The 20604-nt window shown below is 51.5% G+C and carries 20 protein-coding genes and 3 pseudogenes; 6 read left to right on the forward strand and 17 right to left on the reverse strand.

Annotated elements, in window-relative coordinates; translation table 11 throughout:
• Nucleotides 1-134: 134 nt before the first annotated feature.
• The 4 genes and pseudogenes from ACE41H_RS02715 to ACE41H_RS02730 all read right to left on the reverse strand — a co-directional run bounded on the left by ACE41H_RS02715 (nt 135) and on the right by ACE41H_RS02730 (nt 2897).
• A complete protein-coding gene (locus tag ACE41H_RS02715; RefSeq protein ID WP_375353214.1) occupies nt 135-1040 on the reverse strand; it encodes a LysR family transcriptional regulator in 906 nt (301 codons plus the stop codon).
• Nucleotides 1041-1203: 163 nt separating this feature from the next.
• Nucleotides 1204-1825, reverse strand: a pseudogene (locus tag ACE41H_RS02720) (LLM class flavin-dependent oxidoreductase).
• Between the two features lie 42 nt (nt 1826-1867).
• On the reverse strand, nt 1868-2410 hold the full coding sequence (locus ACE41H_RS02725; RefSeq protein WP_375353216.1) for a GNAT family N-acetyltransferase: 543 nt from the start codon (nt 2408-2410) through the stop codon (nt 1868-1870).
• A 1-nt stretch (nt 2411) separates the two neighbouring features.
• Nucleotides 2412-2897 (reverse strand): DinB family protein, encoded by a 486-nt coding sequence (locus ACE41H_RS02730; RefSeq protein WP_375353218.1) that lies wholly within the window; start codon nt 2895-2897, stop codon nt 2412-2414.
• 271 nt (nt 2898-3168) lie between these two features.
• Here ACE41H_RS02730 and ACE41H_RS02735 point away from each other — a divergent pair, with 271 nt between their 5' ends.
• The 5 genes from ACE41H_RS02735 to ACE41H_RS02755 are packed head-to-tail and all read left to right on the forward strand — an operon-like array spanning nt 3169 to nt 8265.
• On the forward strand, nt 3169-4281 hold the full coding sequence (locus ACE41H_RS02735; RefSeq protein ID WP_375353219.1) for an iron-containing alcohol dehydrogenase family protein: 1113 nt from the start codon (nt 3169-3171) through the stop codon (nt 4279-4281).
• Between the two features lie 31 nt (nt 4282-4312).
• Nucleotides 4313-5395 carry an ABC transporter substrate-binding protein gene (locus tag ACE41H_RS02740; protein WP_375353221.1) on the forward strand — a complete coding sequence of 361 codons (1083 nt, stop codon included), beginning with the start codon at nt 4313-4315 and terminating at the stop codon, nt 5393-5395.
• 39 nt (nt 5396-5434) lie between these two features.
• Nucleotides 5435-6211, forward strand: a complete 777-nt coding sequence (locus tag ACE41H_RS02745) for an ABC transporter permease subunit (RefSeq protein ID WP_375353591.1) — start codon at nt 5435-5437, stop codon at nt 6209-6211.
• 19 nt (nt 6212-6230) lie between these two features.
• Nucleotides 6231-7007 carry an ATP-binding cassette domain-containing protein gene (locus tag ACE41H_RS02750; RefSeq protein WP_375353223.1) on the forward strand — a complete coding sequence of 259 codons (777 nt, stop codon included), beginning with the start codon at nt 6231-6233 and terminating at the stop codon, nt 7005-7007.
• Nucleotides 7008-7035: 28 nt separating this feature from the next.
• Nucleotides 7036-8265: an aminotransferase-like domain-containing protein gene (locus ACE41H_RS02755; protein ID WP_375353225.1), complete on the forward strand. Its 1230-nt coding sequence runs from the start codon at nt 7036-7038 to the stop codon at nt 8263-8265.
• Nucleotides 8266-8383: 118 nt separating this feature from the next.
• On the opposite strand, the gene ACE41H_RS02760 is transcribed toward ACE41H_RS02755, so the two are convergent.
• The gene (locus tag ACE41H_RS02760) at nt 8384-9256 is read right to left on the reverse strand and encodes a helix-turn-helix transcriptional regulator (protein ID WP_375353227.1); all 873 of its coding nucleotides are present in this window, start codon (nt 9254-9256) and stop codon (nt 8384-8386) included.
• 239 nt (nt 9257-9495) lie between these two features.
• On the opposite strand from ACE41H_RS02760, the gene ACE41H_RS02765 reads away from it, so the two are divergent.
• Entirely contained in the window at nt 9496-10158 is a 663-nt protein-coding gene (locus ACE41H_RS02765; protein WP_375353228.1) for a nitroreductase family protein, read from the forward strand.
• On the opposite strand, the pseudogene ACE41H_RS02770 reads toward ACE41H_RS02765, so the two are convergent.
• The 12 genes and pseudogenes from ACE41H_RS02770 to ACE41H_RS02825 all read right to left on the reverse strand — a co-directional run.
• Nucleotides 10117-10305: pseudogene (locus tag ACE41H_RS02770) on the reverse strand (transposase domain-containing protein); the annotation flags it as partial. The gene ACE41H_RS02765 and the pseudogene ACE41H_RS02770 overlap by 42 nt on opposite strands.
• A 142-nt stretch (nt 10306-10447) precedes the next feature.
• Nucleotides 10448-11005 carry an NADPH-dependent FMN reductase gene (gene ssuE / locus ACE41H_RS02775; RefSeq protein ID WP_375353230.1) on the reverse strand — a complete coding sequence of 186 codons (558 nt, stop codon included), beginning with the start codon at nt 11003-11005 and terminating at the stop codon, nt 10448-10450.
• Nucleotides 11002-12348: an LLM class flavin-dependent oxidoreductase gene (locus tag ACE41H_RS02780; protein WP_375353232.1), complete on the reverse strand. Its 1347-nt coding sequence runs from the start codon at nt 12346-12348 to the stop codon at nt 11002-11004. Before ACE41H_RS02780 ends, ssuE begins: the two co-directional genes overlap by 4 nt.
• 56 nt (nt 12349-12404) lie before the next feature.
• Nucleotides 12405-13592, reverse strand: a complete 1188-nt coding sequence (locus ACE41H_RS02785; protein ID WP_375353233.1) for a M20 peptidase aminoacylase family protein — start codon at nt 13590-13592, stop codon at nt 12405-12407.
• Between the two features lie 21 nt (nt 13593-13613).
• Complete coding sequence (locus tag ACE41H_RS02790) at nt 13614-14624, reverse strand: LLM class flavin-dependent oxidoreductase (protein WP_375353235.1); 1011 nt, start codon at nt 14622-14624, stop codon at nt 13614-13616.
• Between the two features lie 13 nt (nt 14625-14637).
• On the reverse strand, nt 14638-15390 hold the full coding sequence (locus ACE41H_RS02795) for an amino acid ABC transporter ATP-binding protein (protein ID WP_375353236.1): 753 nt from the start codon (nt 15388-15390) through the stop codon (nt 14638-14640).
• Nucleotides 15387-16097, reverse strand: a complete 711-nt coding sequence (locus ACE41H_RS02800) for an amino acid ABC transporter permease (RefSeq protein ID WP_375353238.1) — start codon at nt 16095-16097, stop codon at nt 15387-15389. Before ACE41H_RS02800 ends, ACE41H_RS02795 begins: the two co-directional genes overlap by 4 nt.
• Nucleotides 16094-16882 carry an amino acid ABC transporter permease gene (locus ACE41H_RS02805; protein ID WP_375353240.1) on the reverse strand — a complete coding sequence of 263 codons (789 nt, stop codon included), beginning with the start codon at nt 16880-16882 and terminating at the stop codon, nt 16094-16096. Before ACE41H_RS02805 ends, ACE41H_RS02800 begins: the two co-directional genes overlap by 4 nt.
• 39 nt (nt 16883-16921) lie before the next feature.
• A complete protein-coding gene (locus tag ACE41H_RS02810) occupies nt 16922-17776 on the reverse strand; it encodes a transporter substrate-binding domain-containing protein (RefSeq protein ID WP_375353241.1) in 855 nt (284 codons plus the stop codon).
• Between the two features lie 52 nt (nt 17777-17828).
• A complete protein-coding gene (locus ACE41H_RS02815; protein WP_375353243.1) occupies nt 17829-18374 on the reverse strand; it encodes a GNAT family N-acetyltransferase in 546 nt (181 codons plus the stop codon).
• A gap of 123 nt (nt 18375-18497) precedes the next feature.
• A pseudogene (locus ACE41H_RS02820) lies at nt 18498-19444 on the reverse strand (ATP-grasp domain-containing protein).
• Between the two features lie 12 nt (nt 19445-19456).
• Nucleotides 19457-20602: a M20 family metallopeptidase gene (locus ACE41H_RS02825; protein ID WP_375353244.1), complete on the reverse strand. Its 1146-nt coding sequence runs from the start codon at nt 20600-20602 to the stop codon at nt 19457-19459.
• Between the last annotated feature and the right edge of the window lie 2 nt (nt 20603-20604).

Genomic DNA, 20604 nt, shown 5'->3' on the forward strand with positions numbered 1-20604 from the left:
CACCATTTCCCACTCATGGTTTCGAAGCGCCTTGCCTGATGGGTTACGTAAGGATCGTTTTTTACCCATTCCGTGGTTTCCCAAAATATAACCGAAAAAAGAAAACCCGCAACAAAACGCTGCAGGCTAAGAAACTACCCTTTGATAGCACTGATTTCACGCATTTCATCCTGGAAAAAACGGTTTGAGATGATGTATTGCACAATTTCCGAATGCTCTCCGTTCAGGCTGATGACATTCGTCTGCAGCGCAACCCCTGTCACTTCGGCCACATCGATTGGCGAAAGAAGCCCCTCCCGCACTTCTTTGCGTGCACACACCCCTGGCAGGAAGCAGATACCGGCTTTGTTCAGTACAAGCTGCTTCGCTGTCTCCGCATTATCGGTATGAATGTGAATGACCGGAGGTTTGTTCAGAGTTTGGAAAACACGGTGAATCCGCAGCCAATCCAGCGCGCCGCATTCAAAGAAGACGAACGGCTCATCAGCAATCCTATCCAGCGATACCTCTCCCATTCGTGCAAGAGGATGGTCCGTAGACGTGTAGAGGCGAATCGGGTCCTCATAATACTTCACGGATCGCAGATACGGATGACTTATACCGCGGACAAAACCGATATCCAGCTCCCGGTTCAACACTTTTGCTGCAATGTCGTCCGTACCGGCCGTTGTCACCTTGATTTGCAGCCCCGGATATTCCGCTTTCAGCTTGGGCAGCAGCTCCGGAATAATATAGTTGGAGACGGATACGGTACATCCGATCCGCAGCTCATTTGGAATCGTTCCCTGCTTCTGAATATGCTGCTTCCCCTTTTGGTAAATTTGCAGCAGCTGCTGTGCGTACGGCAGAAACTGCCTTCCTTTCTCGGTCAGCTGCACCTGCTTGCCCAGCCGGTCGAACAAGCGGCAGTCCAGCTCCCTTTCCAGGGTTTGAATTCTTGCAGTGACGGACGGCTGCGACAGGAACAATATTTCTGCTGCCTTGTTAAAGCTGCCATAATGATATACATAGACAAAAGCTTCAATATTTTCGATATTCATAGGCATTTCTCCTGATCGAATCAGAGTAGGATTTTCGTTTCGAAACAAAAAGAGACCTTCAAAGCATAACAAACCCGTGTATCTTACAGGTTGTATGCCTTGCAGGTCTCCGGTTGACCGGTTGATTATTCTATACTTTAAACGCAATAACCAAGTATGTCAATCAGATATTAGTGATTAAATTATGTGGCCAGATCGTGCCTGGAATTTCACGGCGAAGCACAGGGGCGACCTCGGAGGCAAAGCGCTCCATCTGCTCCCGCTGCTCCGCTTCACTTAGGCCGTCTACGCTGATGGAAAGCACCTGATGCCCGAAAGCATCATGGTATTTTAAAATCTTCTCGATCACGCTTTCAGGGCTTCCAACCAGAATTGGCCCATCCTTCAAATTGTCCTCACTGCTCCTCCTCCGTAATCCCGAAAAGCGGATAATGGCGAGGATCATTGCCTTTGCCGATAATCATCTCCAGACGCCCTGCGGAGAGATGATCCAATGTCGCGTAGTCCTCGGCCACCCGCACCGGGTCCAGAACACTGAGCACCGTAACCGTCGTTAACAAGCGGATTCGCGTCGTTCTGGCTGCAATGGCCGTTAAGAGGATCGGAGGTGAAGAGGATAGAAAGGGAGGCCCGTGCCGCTCTCCTACACCATAGGCGTCAAAACCCAGCTTTTCGGCAAGTATGGCCTGCTGCAGTATGTTTTGAAATTTTTGCTGCTCCGACAAGGTTTCTCCGGTAACTGCATTTCGGATATTCATCAATAGACTGAACAATACGAATTTCATGGGCGATCTCCTTGACTGCCTGGTTTGTAAATGCCGGAACAATTAATGATGAAGCCTTTCTTCCTCCTTGCTTTGAATCCAGACATTGAATAATTCGGGGTTCACAACCTTCCGCAGCAGATGCATCGTGCCGTCCCTGTTGTTGTGGTCAACGGATTCGATCCGTTCATATCCTTTCCTTTCATACATGGCGAGCAGCCATGGATGCTTCTCTGCCGTTGCCAGGGTAACAGCGGGTGCGCCGAGATTATCCCGGATTATGGACTTCTCCACCCACGCCAGCAGCTTTGTGCCGATGCCGAGACCTTGATATTTCGGATCCACCGCGAACCATTTAAGGAAAGGAAGGCCTGTGTCCCATAGATAGAACTTTTCTTTCAACAGTGTTAGTGTAGCTGCAATTTCACCGTTTAACTCCAGCACATAACATTCGTTCTTCACAATATTGTCTTGTACTAGAGCCAGATCGGCATGAGCAGCCGGCCATTGCAGCTCCAGCTCCCGAATCGTAACGTAGGCCTCATAAATAATATATTGCAGCCTCCCGGCATCTTCCGGCACAGCAAGACGGATGAGCTCACTCATGCTAGTTTGCCTCCTGCGAGAGTGTAGCGGCGAAAGCCTGTCTGATGCGCTCGATTTGTCCAAGATGATGGTGGACATGCCTCGTAAAACCTGCAACAATATCGGCGGCCCGCACAGTTTCCCCCTTGGCGTTCACTGCGGTCTTTTCCCAATCCTCGTCGGTCAAACGCTGAAACAGCAGGGCGTTGTATTGAAGCAGGTGTCTGAATAACGCCAGAATGTCGGCCGCTTTGCCGTCATTTGCTTTCTGCCGGCTCACCCACGCATCTTGATCAAAAGCCGGCAGTCTGGCCGTTGTGCCTGCCAGCGTGTCACGGACCCGGAAAGAGACGACGATATTGTGATCGGCAAGATGAGCCAGCACCTCGGTAACGCTCCATGATTCCGGTGCCGCCTTCCATGTCAATTGTTCTTTATTTAAACCTGCTATGGCATCAACCAGCTTATTGTGTGTATCAAGGTATGCCTGAATATCAACCTGACTCATTTGATTTCCTCCTATCGGTTCTGCCTTGAGATGAACTGGCTATTACATTCCCAAAATGACTTCTTTTTTCTTTACCCACCTGTTTACTTGGTTATACACCGACTTTACCAGCCTTGCTCCAATCTGACTAATAGAATCGATCTATGCTTGTATTGAAAACATCAATTAGACGTCACAGAACTGCTGATGATAGGGTTTCAATATATTCCACTTGACCCATAGGAATAATTATATTTCTGTGTTGATCGAATGAAAAAGGAGTGAATGAAATATGCTCACCGTGAAAGCGCCCCATCATTATTGGAATGAGCCCGATCTTTTGCAAAAAAGCGGTTCATTGATTGCGCCCTACGGCAAGAAAGCGTTTATTGTTGCAGGCCAGAAAGCTCTGGAGGCGGCAGGTCCCGCGTTTCTCGAAAGCCTGGAGCAAGCGGGAATTACCCGCACCATCGCCCTGTTCGACGGGGAGGTTACGGCAGCGGAAATTGAAGAATATACCACAAAAGCTGCGGCACAGCCAACAGATGTAGTCATTGGCGTCGGCGGAGGCAAAGCCCTTGATCTGGCCAAGGCGATCGGCGGCAGGCTGCATCTGCCAGTCGTTACCGTGCCGACTATAGCGGCTACTTGCGCATCCTGGGCGGCTGTCTCCATCCTCTATGACGAACTGGGGCGCTTCTCGGGGTATTTGGCGAATGAGCATTCGCCGGCATTGGTGCTTGCGGACACACGGGTGCTGGCTGCTGCTCCCAAACGTTATTTAGCCTCTGGGATTGGCGACACCATTGTGAAATGGTATGAAATCGCCGTGAATTTGAGCGACGAGCCTGACGGGCTTGATGTGCAAATCGCAACCCAAACGGCCAGGCTGGCTCTCGACCGGCTGCGCCGCCACGCTTTGACGGCATATGAAACGGCCGGAAGCGGGGAAGTAACCCCGGCCCTAACGGAAACGGTCAATGACATTATCGTGCTCGCCGGTTTGGCCGGAACCGTGCAGGGGTTAAAGCCCCGTGCCGGTATCGCTCATGCTATACACAACAGCTTGACTTTTGTGCCGCAAACCACAGGCACACTGCACGGCGAGAAGGTAGCTTTCGGGCTGCTTGCCCAAACGGTGCTGGAAGGGAGAGCAGAACACGAAATCGGTGAGCTGGCGGCGTGGCTTCACAGCCTGGAGCTCCCGGTCACGCTCCGTGAGCTGGGGATTACCGAAGACTCGCCAAATATCGCGTCTGACATCGCCAAAAGAGTTCATCTGCGGGAAGATACGACGCAAGGTCTGAGCTTTGATGTGAATGAAGCCAGTCTTGCCGAAGCCATCCAGCAAGCGGATCAATGGGGGCAGCGTGTTCAGCAGGAAGCCGTTCTTGCGAAATCATAGAACGAACGTATACAGGAAAGGTGGAATCCCGGTGCTTCAAGTCAAAACATTGGCCTCCCTTGCCTCAATTTCCTTAATTATTCTTCTATTCGCCGCCGGCTGCGGCAGTAATGCTTCCTCCCCGGGGGATTCGAAGGCTGTCACGACAGCTTCTTCCGCCCCGTTGGCAGGATTAGATGAAGCCTCGTCTTCCGTTGATCTCAGCACAGTGACGCTGCGTGTCGGGCAGACGGGCTGGAGCAATCTGGAGCTTGGCTTTAAAGCTGCAGGGCTGAGTGATACCCCCTACAAAGTGCAGTACAGTGTATTTCAGGGCGGCAATTTGCAGCTCGAAGCGATGGCCGCGGGCAATATTGATCTGGGCTCCACCAGTGAGATCCCCCCTCTCTTCGCTTCCCAGGCGGCAAACGGGGGCAATTTTAAGATCATCGCCTCTTTCGAATCGACCACACTGAACCAGGAGCTGGTCATTCCGAAAGGCTCCCCGATTAAAAGTGTGGCGGACCTGAAGGGTAAAAAGGTAGCTTATGTCAATGCCACAACGGCCCATTATTTCCTGGCGAAAATGCTGGAGGCGGCCGGCATGTCCTGGTCGGATATCGAAGCCGTGCCATTATCCACGTCGGACGGTTTAAGCGCATTGATCAGCGGCAAGGTGGACGCGCTGGCAAGCTACGGCAACGCGATTATTACCGCTCACCAGAATGGCGCGACGGAACTGGCCAGTGCCAAGGATATTTTATCCGGGAATTTCTTGTATGAGGCAACCCCCGAAGCCATTAATGATCCGGCCAAACATGCGGCTATCGTTGATTATTTGACACGACTGAACAAATTTTACGCCTGGACTCGCAATAATCAGCAGCAGTGGGCCGAAATTACGGCAGCCAACACCAAGCAGCCTGTCGAGCAGGCACTCAATACGCTGAAGCTTGGGGAAGAACAGCGACCATCCAAACTCTCCTCCGACTTCGAAAAAGCAATCGCTTCCCAGCAGGAGGTTGCGGATACGTTAGCCGGGCTGGGTCTTTTAAAAAATGATTTGGACGTTAGCTCCATTTGGAGCAGGGAATTTGAAGAAGAGTTGCAGCAAATCACGGCCGAATCCAAGTAGAGAAGTGAGCTAAAGAAAGGAGAGCAACTGCAATTGAAAATGTCGAAAACTAAATTGTGCTTCCAGCGGGTGGCCCCCTGGATCATTCCCCTTCTCATTATGCTCGCCTGGCAGACGCTCACCAGCACGGGGATCATCGCCAATAATGTGCTGCCGCAGCCTCTACAGGTATTGAACGTTTTGATCAGCATGCTGAAATCCGGCGAGCTGCTAACGCATATCGGGATTAGCGCCAGGCGTGCTTTCAGCGGATTTTTGATCGGCGGCGGCCTCGGCTTCCTGCTTGGATTAATCAACGGCTTCTGGCGAACAGCGGAAAAGCTGACCGACTCATCTATCCAGATGATTCGCACCATTCCCCATCTTTCGTTGATCCCGCTCGTTATTATCTGGTTCGGGATTGAGGAGCCCGCCAAGCTGGTGCTGGTCTCGCTTGGTGTATTTTTCCCCATGTATTTAAACACGTTCCACGGCATCCGCTCGATTGATCCGGGGTTGATCGAGATGGGGCAAGTATATGGGCTAAAACGTTTCAGTCTCTATTGGCATATTTTCTTGCCGGGTGCGCTCCCTTCGATTCTTGTCGGCGTCCGTTATGCCCTTGGCATCATGTGGCTCACACTGATCGTCGCCGAAACGGTAGCAGCCAATTCCGGCTTGGGGTATATGGCCATGAATGCACGCGAGTTTTTTCAGATGGATGTCATCGTATTGAGCATCCTGATCTATGCACTACTCGGCAAACTGTCGGACAGTGCGGCGAAGCTGCTGGAGAGATGGTGGCTGCAGTGGAATCCGAATTATTCTGCACGATAATCTGAAGGGAGACAGTAACATGCCTCAGACAACAAACGGATCTCACATTCATATCCGGCAGGTATCGAAACAGTTTGACGAGTATCCGGTTTTAACGGACGTGAATGTGACGATCGAGCAAGGGGATTTTATCGCCATTGTGGGCCGGAGCGGCTGCGGCAAAAGCACGCTGCTCCGCTTAATCGCAGGCCTTGATCAGCCTTCCTCCGGTTCCATCCAGCTTGATGGACAAAGCGCCGGGGCGCCGCATGAAGATGCGCGTGTTCTGTTTCAGGAGGCGCGCCTTCTCCCGTGGAAAAGGGTGCTTGATAACGTGCGCATTGCCGCTACGGGAAATGACAAGACAAGCGCTGCGGAGGCGCTCGCTTGGGTCGGGCTGGAGGAACGCGGGGGCAATTGGCCAAGGGTGCTGTCCGGCGGACAGAAACAGCGGGTCGCTCTGGCACGGGCGCTCGTAAGCCGGCCCCGACTACTGCTGCTGGATGAGCCGCTTGGTGCGCTTGATGCGTTAACCCGAATTGAAATGCAGCAGTTGATTGAACGGCTGTGGCTGGAGCAAGGGTTTACCGCCATTCTCGTCACACATGATGTCAGTGAAGCCGTCACTCTCGCGGACCGTGTGCTTCTGATCGAGGATGGAAAAATCGCGATGGACATCAAGGTAAGCATGGCGCGCCCACGCGAACGGGACAGCACCTTCGTCTACTATGAGAATCTCATTCTGGACCGGGTATTAAACAGGGACGCAAGCGAGACAGAACTTTTACAGTCCAGAAAACTGACCTACTCCATTTAATCATAACTTTGCGAAAGCGGGTGAAAGAATGTCCACGCCATTCGATCTATTTTCATTTGCCAAACGAATCCCTGCCACGCCGTCCATCGGCAGCACAACCGTCACGAAGCCGGATCATATTCATCTATCCTTCGGCTTTGCTGCACCGCATTTATTTCCTATTGAGCAGCTGTCCCGTGCCGCTTACGAGGCTGTAGCGCAGCATGGAAGAAAAGCGCTGCAGTATTCCGGCTCCGGCGGTCCGCGCAAAATCCTTGAATGGATACAGAACCGCTCGCTTGTGCACGGAATCAAGGCCGAATTGAATCAAATTATGGTCACCTATGGTTCAACTCAGGGCATTGATTTGGCGGCCAGGATGCTGCTTGATCCGGGGGATCATGTATGGGTAGAATCCCCCTCCTTCTTCAGTGCACTGCAGGCCTTTCGTACGGCCGAGGCAGTAATCACCTCTTTTCCTATTGATGAGGACGGTCTGCGCGTCGATTTGCTGGAAAATGCCCTGCTGGAAGCAGGCCGCAATAACAAGCCTATCCCCAAATTTATTTATACGATGCCAACCTACCATAATCCCGGCGGGGTCACGTTATCAAATGAACGGCGCAGACGGCTGGCTCAATTGGCGGAGACGTATAACTTCTTTATTGTCGAAGACGATGCCTATTCGGAGCTTAATTTTAGCGGCCGCAAATTCCCTCCCCTCTATACGCTGATTCCGGAGAGGGTCATCTATCTGAACACCTTTTCCAAAATCATTGGTCCCGGTCTGCGTCTGGGATGGATGATCGCGGACAAACGGGTGATTGAAAAAGCAAGACTGCTGAATCTTGGCGGAAGCATCGGCGTGTTTACACAGGAAATTTTGGCGCAGCTGCTTGATGGTTTTGCCTTTCAGGAGCATGTGGATCAGCTTATCCTGCATTACAGCGAGCAGAGGGATGTTATGGCGGAGGCAGTGCAATCGAGCTTTGGAGATCATGTGACGTTTCATTTGCCTGAAGGTGGCTTCTATATATGGCTGCAATTCGGCAAGCATGTTAATACGAGTGATTTTCTGCGCGATGCGGCGGAGATGGGTGTCAGCTTTGTGGACGGAAAAAGCTTTTTTGCAAAGCAAGAAGGCTATCCATATGCAAGGCTCTGCTTCAGCTATGTGAGTGAGGAGCAAATCGTACGAGGCGTGAATATTTTGGCGGATGCTTATTTTGCCTATGAGGAGCAGCGACTCTTTGGGCTGACAAAACAGCAGCCTCTGTAGTGTTTGCGTTCTTTCGCAAGCTGTGAGACGCTCCGAGAACGAAGCATTCCTCCAATCGCTGTTACCCCCGAATTTCAAGGATTATAATTGTCTGGTCAAACAGTGTATCATCAAATAATCAGGGGTTCAATGAATTTATTGGCCTGAATGCTCCTAAATTCATCAAATTTTTCTCATCCAGATCGTCTTCAGGTGTATACAAAACGAGGGTAACATCGTCGTATTCGCCTGCATAAAACGTGTTGGAACGAACATTAATTTCACCTGCAGAGGGATGCTGCATTTTAAAATGGTTATCATCCCGAAAACACTGGACGTCATGGAGTTCCCAAATCTTTTTGAAGTCTTCGTTCACTTCCAAAAGCTTCATAATAATTTCAATGATGTAGGGATCTTCCATCCGCCGAGCAAAAGTGTAACGAAAAGCTGCGAGTAGCTTTCGGGCCGAGTCTTCCCAGTCCGCATAACGGCCTCGTACAACGGGGTCGTTGAACATTAACCAGATCAGATTTCCCGAACAGTTTTTCATCTTGTTAGACTGCAATCCAAATACTTCAGTGGCTGTCTGATTCCAAACTAACAGATTCCACTGACCGTCAATGGCGTAGGCTGGCAGATGTATATATTGATCAACGATGCGTTGAAGCACAGGAGTGGATATTTGCAGATATGACACATCTGAAACCGATTCCAGAGGGATCTTGCGATCCGCTAGGACATAGAGATGAACTCTTTCATCACGACTTAACTTTAAAGTACGGGCCAAGCTTGCGATGACACTATCTGATATACCCACGTCTCTCCCTTGTTCAAGGGATGTGTACCAAGACACTGAGATTCCTGACAAAACCGCCACTTCCTCCCGGCGAAGGCCCTTAGTTCTTCTATGAGAATTAGAGTTGTTACTCAGTCCAACTTGTTCTGGTCTTGTCCTGTTGCGACGGTTTTTCAAAAATTCAGCAAGCTCCTTACGGCGCAGTTCGTCATTCAAGAGTCTCATCCCCTTTCCAAGTGATCTATGCTTAATAAATTGTACCATAATCTTATAACGAATATAGATTGTACCATAATCTTATAACGAATGCATTTGTTTTATCGGATTTCGTGTGAGTTAAGTTAAGGTACTAGTTTTTATAGTAGCATAAACACCGTACTAGTTGACCCTTAGATCTCGCGGTATGATGTTCCTGCAATCGAATATAAATCCAACAAAAAAAGGAGAATAGAAGCATGAATTTACATGAGCATGGAAATCGGATAAACGATTTCAACAAAATTGTTTTTGAACGTAGGGCGATTAAGAAATACGATACTTCTGTTAAGATTAGCCGCGATGAAATGAAGGATATATTAACCAAGGCGACCAAGGCTCCCTCGTCCTATAATTTGCAGTCATGGCGTTTCCTAGTCATTGAAAGCGAAGAGGCTAAATCCAAATTGCTGCCTTTGGCCATATTCAATGGGCAACAATACAATGAACAACAGATAGTAACTTCGTCTGCTGTAATTGCAATTTTTGGTGACCTAGAGCATGTTGCGAGTGCGCCAGAAATTTTCAATGCAGAAGTAAAACAGGGATCAATGACTGAAAATGTGAAAGAATATATCCTTGAGGCTATCAATATTCATTATAGCAATAGCCCGGATCATTTTCGTAAAGACGTGGCCTTAACCGATGGCGGACTGGTGGCTATGCAGTTAATGCTGGTTGCACGTTCTTACGGTTATGACACTTGTGCCATGGGTGGGTATGATAAGGAGAACATTGCTGAAATATTTGGATTGGACAAGGAACGTTACGTTTCGGTTATGCTGGTATCCATCGGTAAGGCAGATTCTGATGGCCGCCCTTCAACACGAAAGCCGATTGCCGATGTTGCAGAGTGGAAATAAACGTTGAAGCTGCAGCAACTGCTCGAATAGATACTGCAGATAAGCCTGCGGCTTCAGGTCATTCGCCTTTGCGGTTTCCGCGATGCTGTAGATGATCGCACTTGCTTTTGCTCCGCGCGGCGTGTTGCTGAAGAGGAAGTTTTTGCGGGCACAGCTCGCGGAGCCAAAGCCAGCGCGAAGATCTACAGTGTGATGGAAACAGCAAAAGAAAATGGCCCTTTTAGCTGTAGAAATACAGGGGTAAAGGCGAACGCTGCCGCTTTTCCGGAATCGCTTGCTGACATCTCCTTTAATGCGTTAACGTCGACCTCGGGGCATATCCGCCCAGTTCGGCCACCAGTTCGGCAAATGCGTCATCCAGACGCTCTTTTAGTTTCTCCGTTAGCTTGAACCCACCGTCTTCCAAGCGGCCCACCCATTGATCCACGGAAAATACACCGCCGAGAATGCGGGTTCCGCCCAGGGCGGCAACCACCGACTTCAGCGCGTAATCAACGGCAAGCAGATGCATGACCGACTGTCCGATGAACAGCGGGAGTACAGGCTTATCCGCAAATCCTTTTTGCGGGATCAGATCCAATATTGTTTTCAGTGCCCCCGAATAAGCGGCCTTATAGATCGGACTCGCGATAACAATGGCATCAGCCTCCTCAATCACGGAAACAGCATTCTGGATGACCGGATGGCTGAAGTCAGCTCTAAGCAATTCCTCTGCAGGCAGCTCTGTTGCTGACACGACAGCAACGCTGTAGCCGGCAAGCGTAAGCTGCTCTTCCAAATAGTCTGTCAGTCCGAACAAACGGGAGCCCTCCTTCGGGCTCCCAATAATAAAAACGATCCTGCTCATTTTGCTCCTCCTTGCCCTGCAGTCGCCTTCTTTCTGACATAGCGGTTTTCCGGCACGGGCAGCCCGAGATTGCCGCGCAGCGTGTCGCTTTCATACTCGGTCCTGTAAATCCCCCTTTCCTGCAAAATTGGCACAACCTGATTCACAAAATCCTCAAGCCCTGTAGGGACAGCGGATGTAATCATAAACCCGTCAGCGGCTTCCTCTTCAAACCACGCCTGAATCTGATCCGCTACCTGCTCAGGGGTTCCGATGAAACCGCTGCGCGGTGTCGCGGCTTGCAGCGCTACCTGTCTTAGCGTCAATCCTTTCTCTCTGGCGTTCTTTTTAATCTTGTCCGTGCCGCTTTGGAAGCTGTTTTTACCGAGATCCCCGAGATCCGGGAACGGTTCGTCGAGCGAATATTGCGAGAAATCATGATGCTCGAAAAATCTGCCCAGATAATTCAGCGCATTCTCAATGGTCACTAGCCCGGCAATCTCCTGGTACTTGCGCTCGGCTTCCTCTGGCGTACTGCCGATGATCGGCGAGATGCCCGGAAAGATCAGCACCTGCTCCGGATTTCGTCCGAACGCAGCCGCGCGCGCTTTCACATCCCGATAAAACTCCGCTGCCTCCTCCAGCGTCTCATGACCGGTAAATACCGCATCCGCTTCCTTCGAAGCATAGTTTTTACCGACCTCGGACGACCCGGCCTGGAAAACAACAGGCTGCCCCTGCCTGGAGCGTGCGATATTCAGCGGCCCTTTAACGGAGAAAAACTTGCCTGTGTGATTCAAGGTGTGCAGCTTCTCGGGATCGAAAAATACGCCGGTTTCCTTATCCCTTACAAAGGCGTCATCCTCCCAGGAATCCCACAGGCCGCGGGTGACGTCAAGATACTCGGTTGCGATCTCGTACCGCTTGTCATGCTCGGGATGCTCCCTGCCGCCATAGTTCAGGGCCGAGCCTTCCAGCGGGGATGTAACGATATTCCATCCGGCGCGGCCCCCGCTGATCATGTCCAGCGAGGCGAACTGACGGGCTACGGTAAATGGCTCGCTGTAGGTCGTCGACAATGTGCCGACAAGCCCGATATTTTTGCTGACAGCGGCCAATGCGCTCAGAATCGTGAGCGGCTCGAACCGGTTCAGAAAGTGGGGAATCGATTTTTCGTTAATATACAAGCCGTCGGCAATAAAGATAAGATCAAATTTGCCTTCCTCCGCCTTCCGGACCCATTGTTTGTATAATTCAAAATTAACACTTGCGTCAGGCCGAGCGTCCGGATGACGCCACATCGACGTTCCTCCGCCTACTCCATGCAGGAGCGCCCCGAGTTTAAGCTGTTTTTGCTTCGCCATGTTCCATCCTCCTCAATTATGTGTTCTGTAGTTCCCTGCCACTTCCATGTTATGTGCTATAGTACCTGTTTCCCGTCAGAGCCTTCTGCATAATAACCCAGAGCGCGTACCGCTATGCCGGCCAAATAATCCGCTGCGACCGGCAGTGCGCGTTCATCCAGATCAAATGCCGGATGATGCCACTCCTGACTGCCTGATGTACCCAAAAATACGAACAAGCCCGGCACAAGCTTCTGGTAAACGGCAAAATCTTCTCCAGCCGGTGATGGTGCGGGGACAATCGGCAGAAGTCCCAAATGCTCCGCCTCCTGCCAGCCGAGCTCCGCCAATGCTTCATCATTGATAGCTGGAGGCGGTCCCTCAATCCAGCGCACGGCTGCACTTGTTCCAAAAGCAGCCGCGACCCCTTCGACAACTTGATCGAAACGGGCCAGCACTCGGCTGCGTACTTCCTCATCGAAGGTACGGACGGTTCCCTCCAGCACCGCCTTGTCGGCGATCACATTCCAGGTCGTACCGCTGTGCAGCTTCGTTACACTGATCACCGCACTATCCAGGGCGCTGACATTACGGCTGACAATGGATTGCAGCGCCGTAATGAGATGTGAGGCGATGACAATGGGATCGATGCCCGCTTCCGGCACTGCGGCATGGGAACCTTTGCCCTGCACTTCGACTTTAAATCCGTCCGCAGCAGCCATGATCGGCCCTTGTTTAATGCCGATCGTGCCTACTGGCAGATCGGGCTTGTTGTGCAGGCCAAAAATAGCCCGCACATTCTCGAGAGCGCCGCTTTCAACCACCTGGCGGGCACCGGCCGCTTTTTCTTCCGCAGGCTGGAATAATAACCGAACGGTCCCCTTGAGTTCTTGCTCGCGTTCTTTCAGCAAATAGGCTGCCCCAATAAGCGAGGCCGTGTGGAAATCATGGCCGCAGGCATGCATTTTGCCCGGAACGGCAGAGGCGAAAGACAGTCCTGTTTCCTCTTGAATCGGAAGTGCGTCAATATCCGCCCGCAGCGCGATAACAGGCCCTCCGTGTCTTCCGCCCACCTCGGCTATGACACCTGTCCGCAGCGGATATTCCGCAATGCGGATTCCGGCCGCTTCAAGCCATCTTCTGATTCTCGCCGTCGTCTCGAACTCTTCATTCGACAGCTCCGGATTGCGATGCAGTTCCCTCCGGATTTCCGTCAAACGGCCTGCCAGAGCGGCAGCGCTCCATAGCTCCGTCTCCTTGCTCATACATTTCCCCTCCGGTATTAATTAGGCTCGGACCTCCGCAAAAGCTTCGCTAAGCAGCTCGTACGAGCGCAGCCGTTGCTCGAAAGGTGTCACGTTGGTGGTGACGATAAACTCCTCAACACCTGTCGCCTTCTGCAGGGCAAGCAATTTATCGCGAACAGTCTCCTTGGAGCCTGCCGTGATCAACGGATCTTTCTCCTCAATCGTGTAGGGCTCCCCAGATTGGCGTCCGAACTCTTCGGCTTGCTCCAACGTGCTGACCGTAACCGTGCGTCCGCTGGCCAAATGAACCTTCACCAGCCTTTGCGGCGGAATCAGGCTCTGCGCTTCCTGATCGGTGTCCGCCACAATGACGGACAGCGCTAAAATGATTTGCGGCTCCTTTCCCGCCCCGTGATTGAAGCGGGTCCGATATTGGCGCACTGCTTCTACGGCAGCCTCTTCGTCACCGCCAATGAACAGTGAGAATACGTATGGCAGTCCAAGGCTTGCGGCCAGCTCGCTGCTGCCGCTGCTCGCACCAAGCAGATGAAGCTCGGGGGCCAGCGGCGGAATCGGCGTTGCTTTCAGTCCGGCGAGCGCACCGTCTTCGTCCGGCTCAACGGCCAAATACCTGCGCAGCTCAACAATTTTGTCCGTCAAGGATAGCGGATTTGCGATATTTTTTTGCAGCGCTTGCGTACTGCGCGGCAGTCCGCCCGGCGCGCGGCCGACGCCCAGATCGACCCGGCCCGGGGCAAGTGAAGCCAGCACGTGAAAATTCTCCGCTACTTTATACGGACTGTAATGCTGCAGCATAATGCCTCCCGAGCCGATGCGGATGCGCGACGTTCTTGCCAGCAAATATGCGATCAGCACCTCCGGCGACGATCCTGCCAACTGCTCGGAATCGTGATGCTCCGCTACCCAGAAACGCTTGAAGCCAAGCTCTTCCGCTTTTTGCGCCAAAGCCACCGTATGCGCAAGAGCTTCTGCCCCTGTCTCGTCCTGATAAATCGGGCTTTGATCCAAAACACTTATTGTAATCGTCATGGCTTCCTGCCTCCTAGATGGAATAGCTTGACTCCGGAATTAACCGTTTCAAAAACTGCTTCGTCCGTTCCTCCTTCGGTCTGCCGAACAGCTCGGCGGGACTGCCTTCTTCCACAATCACTCCGCCGTCCATAAAGACCACGTGATTGGCAACCTCCTGCGCGAAGCCCATCTCGTGCGTCACAATGATCATCGTGATGCCTTCCCTGGCGATTTGGCGGATCACTGCAAGCACCTCTCCTACAAGCTCCGGATCAAGGGCGGAAGTAGGTTCGTCGAGCAGGATCACTTCAGGTTCCATAGCCAAGGCCCTTGCGATACCGACCCGCTGCTGCTGCCCTCCCGAAAGCTGACTTGGATAGGCGTCAAGCTTTGCACCTAGCCCAACCTTCTCCAACAGCTGGATGCCGCGCTTCCGAGCCTCAGTCTTGTTCAGCTTCTTCACCACAATAAGCCCCTCCATGACGTTCTCAAGCGCGGTTTTGTGTGCGAATAAGTTGTATTGCTGAAATACCATCGCCGAGCGCTGGCGCAGCGCATGAATCTCCTTTTTCCCGGCATGCCTGCAGTCCAGGACAAAATCCCCAATGTGTATGGTCCCGTCGCTTGGCCGTTCCAAATAATTGATGCAGCGAAGCAGCGTCGTTTTCCCGGAGCCGCTTGGCCCAAGAATAGCCACAACCTCACCCTTCCCAACCGTCAACTCGATTCCCTTGAGAACCTCGCTGCGGCCGAACGATTTTCGAATGCCGCTAAGACGGATCATGCTACGCCTCCTTTTCTGTAAATATTGATCCTGCGTTCAATTATCCCGGTAACGCGCTCGATCAGAATCGTCAAAGCCCAGAAAATGATGGCCGCGGCGAGGTATGCCTCGAAATATTTCCAGTTGCTTGAAGCTACGATCTGGGCCTTCGCGTTCAAATCGACCACCGACACCGTAAAGGCCAGCGTTGAACCATGCAGCATACCAATGACCGAGTTGGACAAATTCGGCAGGCTGGCCGCAAACGCCTGCGGAAAAACGATACGGCGCAAGGTCTGAGCAGTAGTCATGCCGATGGACCAGGCCGCTTCCATTTGCCCGCGGTCAACAGCCTGCAGTCCAAAGCGGACAACCTCGGACATATAAGCGCCTGACGTGATCGAGAAAGAGATGAACGCAAACGCAATCATCGGAATTTTCGCCGAGCTCCAGCCCAGGTCCAACAGAGCCGACAGTCCATCAACGATCACCGGCAAGCCGAAATAAATTAACAGCAGATGCGTCAGCATTGGCGTTCCACGAATAAAAGTCACATAGGCTGTCGATAGCTGGGATAGAACCGGAATACGACGCATGCGGAACAGTGCTGTGACTGTACCGATCACGAAGCCGCAAGAGACGGAGACGATGGTAATGTACAGCGTAGTCGGGATGGCGGATAACAGCTGCACGAACGCTGTCCAGATAAAACCCGGATCAAGGTTCATAGCCGGACACCTCCCTCTTGCCCGGGGCGGGGCTTCGCGGATAGACGTCCGAGCGACAATCGTCTGTGGCCAGCAGACCGGTTTTTGCTTCCCTCATCCTGGCGCATATGCCGCTGCAGCTTCCGTTCCGCGAGGAGCAGAATTCGTCCCAGAATCATGCTGATCACAAGGTAAATGAGTGCGAGCGAAAGATAGGTCTCGATGAAATGCTGGGTTAACGATCCAAGCGTTTGCGCCTTCCCCGTCAGCTCCATGACGCCAAGTGTAAAGGCAAGAGAAGTATCCTTCAGCATGGCAAGCACCAGATTGGAGAAGACGGGTACGGCTATAGCCAATGCCTGCGGCAGCACGATCCGGACAAAGGCCTGATACCCCGTCATTCCGACCGCATAAGCCGCCTCCACCTGTCCGCGGTTAACAGCAAGAACCGCCGCCCGGATATTTTCAGAAATGTAGGCTCCGGCATGAAGCCCGAACGTTAAAATAACAAAATACAGAACAGGCAGCTTCGTAATATCAACCGAGACAAGCTTTAAAACCTCCGGAAGCCCGTAGTAAAACAAAAAAAGCAGGATCAATATCGGTGTTCCGCGAAAGAAGGAAACATAGAGCACCGATAAATGCTGGAGAACAGGCACCTTGTACAGCCGGGGCAGGGCCACCAGCAGCCCCGCCATCAAGCCCAGCACAATTCCTCCCGCTACGATAAGCAATGTAATGTCCAAAGTGTCCAGCAGCTTGGGAATATACTTATATACATAGGTGATATCAAAGCCGTATTCCATCTTACGATCTCACCTTTCCGTTAAAGAGGTTGTATCGTGTCACGAAGCGTTTGCCGTAAAATCGTCGCCCAGCCACTCCGTGCTCAGCTTGCCCAGCGTACCATCAGCTTTGATCTCCTCCAGCGCAGCATCGATTTCATCCGCCAGCTTCTGCGCGTCGGCATCATTTTTGCGGAATACGAACAAAATATCCGCCTCAGACAGGCTGTCGCCTGCGGTTTTCAATTTGCCCTGAGGATCGGTCAAAGAAAGTGTAAAATCCGCACTTACGGTGGCTACGACCCGCCCGCTCGTAATCTGGCTGACCGTATCGTTTGCGCCGCCGTTCTGGTACACAAGCTCGATTTTCCGCTCATGCTGCTTGTTGTAATTTTCAAGAATTTGCGCGGCGGCGCTTGTCGCGCTTGTCAGCACCTTCTTGCCAACCAAATCGTCCAGCGTCCGGATGGAGTTGTTATCCTTGGCGACGACAATTTTGTTTTTCCAGTGGGCATAAGGTACTTTATTAAACAGATACTTCTGTTCACGCTCCGGGTTTTTCTCCATTTCATGAGCCACAAAATCAATTTTGTTCGTTTCCAGGCTTAACAGCAGATTGGAAAACTCCATCGTTTGAAACTCGAATTCATACTCGGGAAGGCGTTTATCAATTTCTCTTACCAGCTCGACATCATAGCCGGTCAGTTTGCCGTTTTCATCGATAAAGCAAACCTGGGGAAAGCCTGTTCCTGTACCAACGATAATCTTTTTTACCTTAGCGCCTCCTCCTGAGCTTCCCGAGGCTGTATTTGCCGTATTTTCCACGCTTCCGTTATTGCTGTCAGCCGTTGAGCCGCAACCAGCGGTCACGATTGCAAGAGCCAGTGCTGCAGACAGCAGCCGCATTTTCTTCATCCTGTTGCCCCCTCCGTCACTTCCTTTAGATAAACGCTTCTTCGCACCTGATTTAATGCTGCTTTATCGCTTCCTCCCGTCCACCGCTATGGGCTTGCTCGAACAATTCAAGGTTCACAATTTTGCGCAGCAAATGGCCAACACCGTCACCGTTGCCGGGATCAAAGGAATAGATGCTTTTATATCCCCGCCGCTCGTACATTGGCAGTAGCCACGGATGCTTTTCGGCGGTACCGAGGGTTACGGCAGACGCGCCGAGCTTGTCGCGGATGATTCGGCTCTCCACCCAGTCGAGTAGCCTGCCGCCATATCCTTTGCCCTGCTCGGCCGTGTCAACGGCAAACCATTTAATGAAAGGCAGATCCGTAATATGCTTCACATCGTCTCCCTTTGAAAGTGTAATGGTTGCAACGATCGTACCGTCTGCCTCCAGCACATAGCATTCATTTTGTGTAATATTCTCCTGAATCTGCTCCAGATTGACGTTTGCAGCCGGCCAATGCAGCTCCAGCTCACGGATCGTGGCATAAGCCTCAAATATTAAAACCTGCAGCCGTTCTGCATCATGCAATTCTGCCAAACGAAATTGCTCGCTCATGAATGAACCCCTCTTTCTAAATTTATAATTCCTATGCGCATAGTGAGGATTAATGTGTTACTAATGTACCATCCGTTTCATGAGCGCGCTAATAGACTTTCTCTATTCCTCGATTGAAAAATGCTAAAATGAATCCTCTGCTAATTGTCTCTCTTTCTCCAGATACCCTTTCAATATTCTTGCAATCTCCCTCATTCCCGAGACATCAGCCAGCCCTTCGGCTTCCGGATTGTAATTTGTATTTGTATTGACATCATACGTATAGGTTCTGCCTGCTGAATCGGTAATAAATTCAATCCCGGCGAAGCTGATTCCGTTTTGCTGCAGGAATGCTTCATATTTGGCTATGAGCGGATTGCTGAATCCTTCGATGACTTCAAATTTCGGACGTGACGAGGTTCCTTCCCCAACCGGGCAAAGCTGCTCCCCGATTTGGCAGGCATCCGCAGGACATAATTGAAATCCTTCCGAGGTATCCACTCTGACCGCGTAGTAGAACTTGCCGTCGATAAATTCACAGCGGGTAATCACCTGATCCTCGTTTTGGATGTACTGCTGGATCAAGGTTACTCCATCCACTGAATCCTCAAAGACTGCGCTGTTTACGTAGACCTCCAAATTTTCTATACTGTCAAACAGATAGACGCCGAGCCCCTTTCCCGCGCGATTATGCTTCGGTACGGAAAATTTCTCGCGGCTTCCATCACTGCTTTTTTGCCCACCGCGGCAACGGTAACAGGAGTCTCAATACCGAACTTTTGCAGCTCCAGATACTGCTTCACCTTGTTGACTTCAAGCTCCAGTGCGCGGCTGGTGTTAAGTACTGTTCTTCCATGATGCTCAAGCCATGCCAGCACATTCGCGGTGTATTCGGGGGCGTATCGATGATTCCGTGAGTGGGATGAAGCGCTCATGCGATTGTAGTACACGCCGCTTGGCGGGCGCTGGCTTAAATCCAGCCGACCTTCGTCCAAATGCCAGAATTCGTGCGGCACATCCAATTCCTCAAGCGCCGCCCGAAGCGGGATAATCCAGCTTTCATTTTCGTGGATAATATACGCTTTCGTCATTTGTTATCTCCTTCACTGCTCACGGTTTGTCAGACGTTCAATCACATGGGCTAACAGCTTCGTTCGCGGGACGAGCGATTCAATAACCAGATACTCATCCTTGCTGTGCGCCTTGCCGCCTTTCGGACCCAATGCATCGATGGTTGCAATGCCCACAGAGGAGGTAATATTGCCGTCCGACCCGGAACCGACCTTTTTGTCATGCAATTTTTCTCCCAGCTTCAGCGCTTCCTCCTGAACAATGCTCAGCAATTCTTCAGTCCGCTCATTCTTGATCATCGGCGGCCGGGTAATACCGCCTTGCAGCTCTAAGGAGGTGCCTACAACATCGACGCGGGAACAAATCTCCCGAATGCTGCGGTCAAGCTCTTCCGCCTGTGCTTTCGTTTCCATCCGCACATCGATATTGGCAAAAGCATGCGGTGCGATCGTATTGCTTGAGGTGCCTCCCCCGATGACCCCAACATTGACATGCACGCCCGCCTCGGCATCCGTCAATGCGTGCAGCTTGATGATTTTATGTGCCAGTTCGGCAATGGCACTGCGTCCTTTTTCAGGCTCGGCTCCGGAATGGGCAGCGACTCCGGTTACGGTCAAATAGTATTTTCCGCCCCCTCTTCTTCCCGTAACCAGAGTTCCGTCCTCATCGCACGGCTCGACAATCAGAGCATACTTGCTTAGTTCCGCATATTGCTCAATCAATGAACGGGAATGAACTGAGCCCACTTCCTCGTCAGAGTTCAGAATAATCCGCACATTTTTATAACTGTCGCTTCCTTTCTCCTGCAAATATTTGATGGCATGCAAGGTTGTGATTTGGCTGGCTTTCATATCAAATACTCCCGGTCCGTAGGCATACTTCTCGTCTCTTGAAAAAGGCCGCTCCGCAACGGTTCCGGCAGGAAAGACCGTATCCATATGCGCAATAATGAGAATTTCCGGATGCTGCGCCTCCGGATGAGTGATCACAAGGTTGTTCCCTCTTTCCTTCTGTTCCTGCACATCCACCTGAAAGCCGATCTCTTTATAAAGGCTGCCTAGCTTGGCCGCTACTAAATCCACCCCTGATTTCACAAAGGTTCCGCTTTCAATATTGACGATTTCCTCAATGAGCAGCAGCATCGCCGCTTCTTTCTGCTTCCAGTCTTTACTTGACATGA

The organism is Paenibacillus enshidis (genome assembly GCF_042136365.1).
GTDB lineage: Bacteria > Bacillota > Bacilli > Paenibacillales > Paenibacillaceae > Paenibacillus > Paenibacillus enshidis.

What these genes read in the sequence shown, in the direction of transcription:
- ACE41H_RS02715 (WP_375353214.1), bottom strand. Translation starts at nt 1,040, where the DNA reads ATGAATATCGAAAATATTGAAGCTTTTGTCTATGTATATCATTATGGC.
- ACE41H_RS02725 (WP_375353216.1), bottom strand. Translation starts at nt 2,410, where the DNA reads ATGAGTGAGCTCATCCGTCTTGCTGTGCCGGAAGATGCCGGGAGGCTG.
- ACE41H_RS02730 (WP_375353218.1), bottom strand. Translation starts at nt 2,897, where the DNA reads ATGAGTCAGGTTGATATTCAGGCATACCTTGATACACACAATAAGCTG.
- ACE41H_RS02735 (WP_375353219.1), top strand. Translation starts at nt 3,169, where the DNA reads ATGCTCACCGTGAAAGCGCCCCATCATTATTGGAATGAGCCCGATCTT.
- ACE41H_RS02745 (WP_375353591.1), top strand. Translation starts at nt 5,435, where the DNA reads ATGTCGAAAACTAAATTGTGCTTCCAGCGGGTGGCCCCCTGGATCATT.
- ACE41H_RS02750 (WP_375353223.1), top strand. Translation starts at nt 6,231, where the DNA reads ATGCCTCAGACAACAAACGGATCTCACATTCATATCCGGCAGGTATCG.
- ACE41H_RS02755 (WP_375353225.1), top strand. Translation starts at nt 7,036, where the DNA reads ATGTCCACGCCATTCGATCTATTTTCATTTGCCAAACGAATCCCTGCC.
- ACE41H_RS02765 (WP_375353228.1), top strand. Translation starts at nt 9,496, where the DNA reads ATGAATTTACATGAGCATGGAAATCGGATAAACGATTTCAACAAAATT.
- ssuE (WP_375353230.1), bottom strand. Translation starts at nt 11,005, where the DNA reads ATGAGCAGGATCGTTTTTATTATTGGGAGCCCGAAGGAGGGCTCCCGT.
- ACE41H_RS02780 (WP_375353232.1), bottom strand. Translation starts at nt 12,348, where the DNA reads ATGGCGAAGCAAAAACAGCTTAAACTCGGGGCGCTCCTGCATGGAGTA.
- ACE41H_RS02785 (WP_375353233.1), bottom strand. Translation starts at nt 13,592, where the DNA reads ATGAGCAAGGAGACGGAGCTATGGAGCGCTGCCGCTCTGGCAGGCCGT.
- ACE41H_RS02790 (WP_375353235.1), bottom strand. Translation starts at nt 14,624, where the DNA reads ATGACGATTACAATAAGTGTTTTGGATCAAAGCCCGATTTATCAGGAC.
- ACE41H_RS02795 (WP_375353236.1), bottom strand. Translation starts at nt 15,390, where the DNA reads ATGATCCGTCTTAGCGGCATTCGAAAATCGTTCGGCCGCAGCGAGGTT.
- ACE41H_RS02800 (WP_375353238.1), bottom strand. Translation starts at nt 16,097, where the DNA reads ATGAACCTTGATCCGGGTTTTATCTGGACAGCGTTCGTGCAGCTGTTA.
- ACE41H_RS02805 (WP_375353240.1), bottom strand. Translation starts at nt 16,882, where the DNA reads ATGGAATACGGCTTTGATATCACCTATGTATATAAGTATATTCCCAAG.
- ACE41H_RS02810 (WP_375353241.1), bottom strand. Translation starts at nt 17,776, where the DNA reads ATGAAGAAAATGCGGCTGCTGTCTGCAGCACTGGCTCTTGCAATCGTG.
- ACE41H_RS02815 (WP_375353243.1), bottom strand. Translation starts at nt 18,374, where the DNA reads ATGAGCGAGCAATTTCGTTTGGCAGAATTGCATGATGCAGAACGGCTG.
- ACE41H_RS02825 (WP_375353244.1), bottom strand. Translation starts at nt 20,602, where the DNA reads ATGTCAAGTAAAGACTGGAAGCAGAAAGAAGCGGCGATGCTGCTGCTC.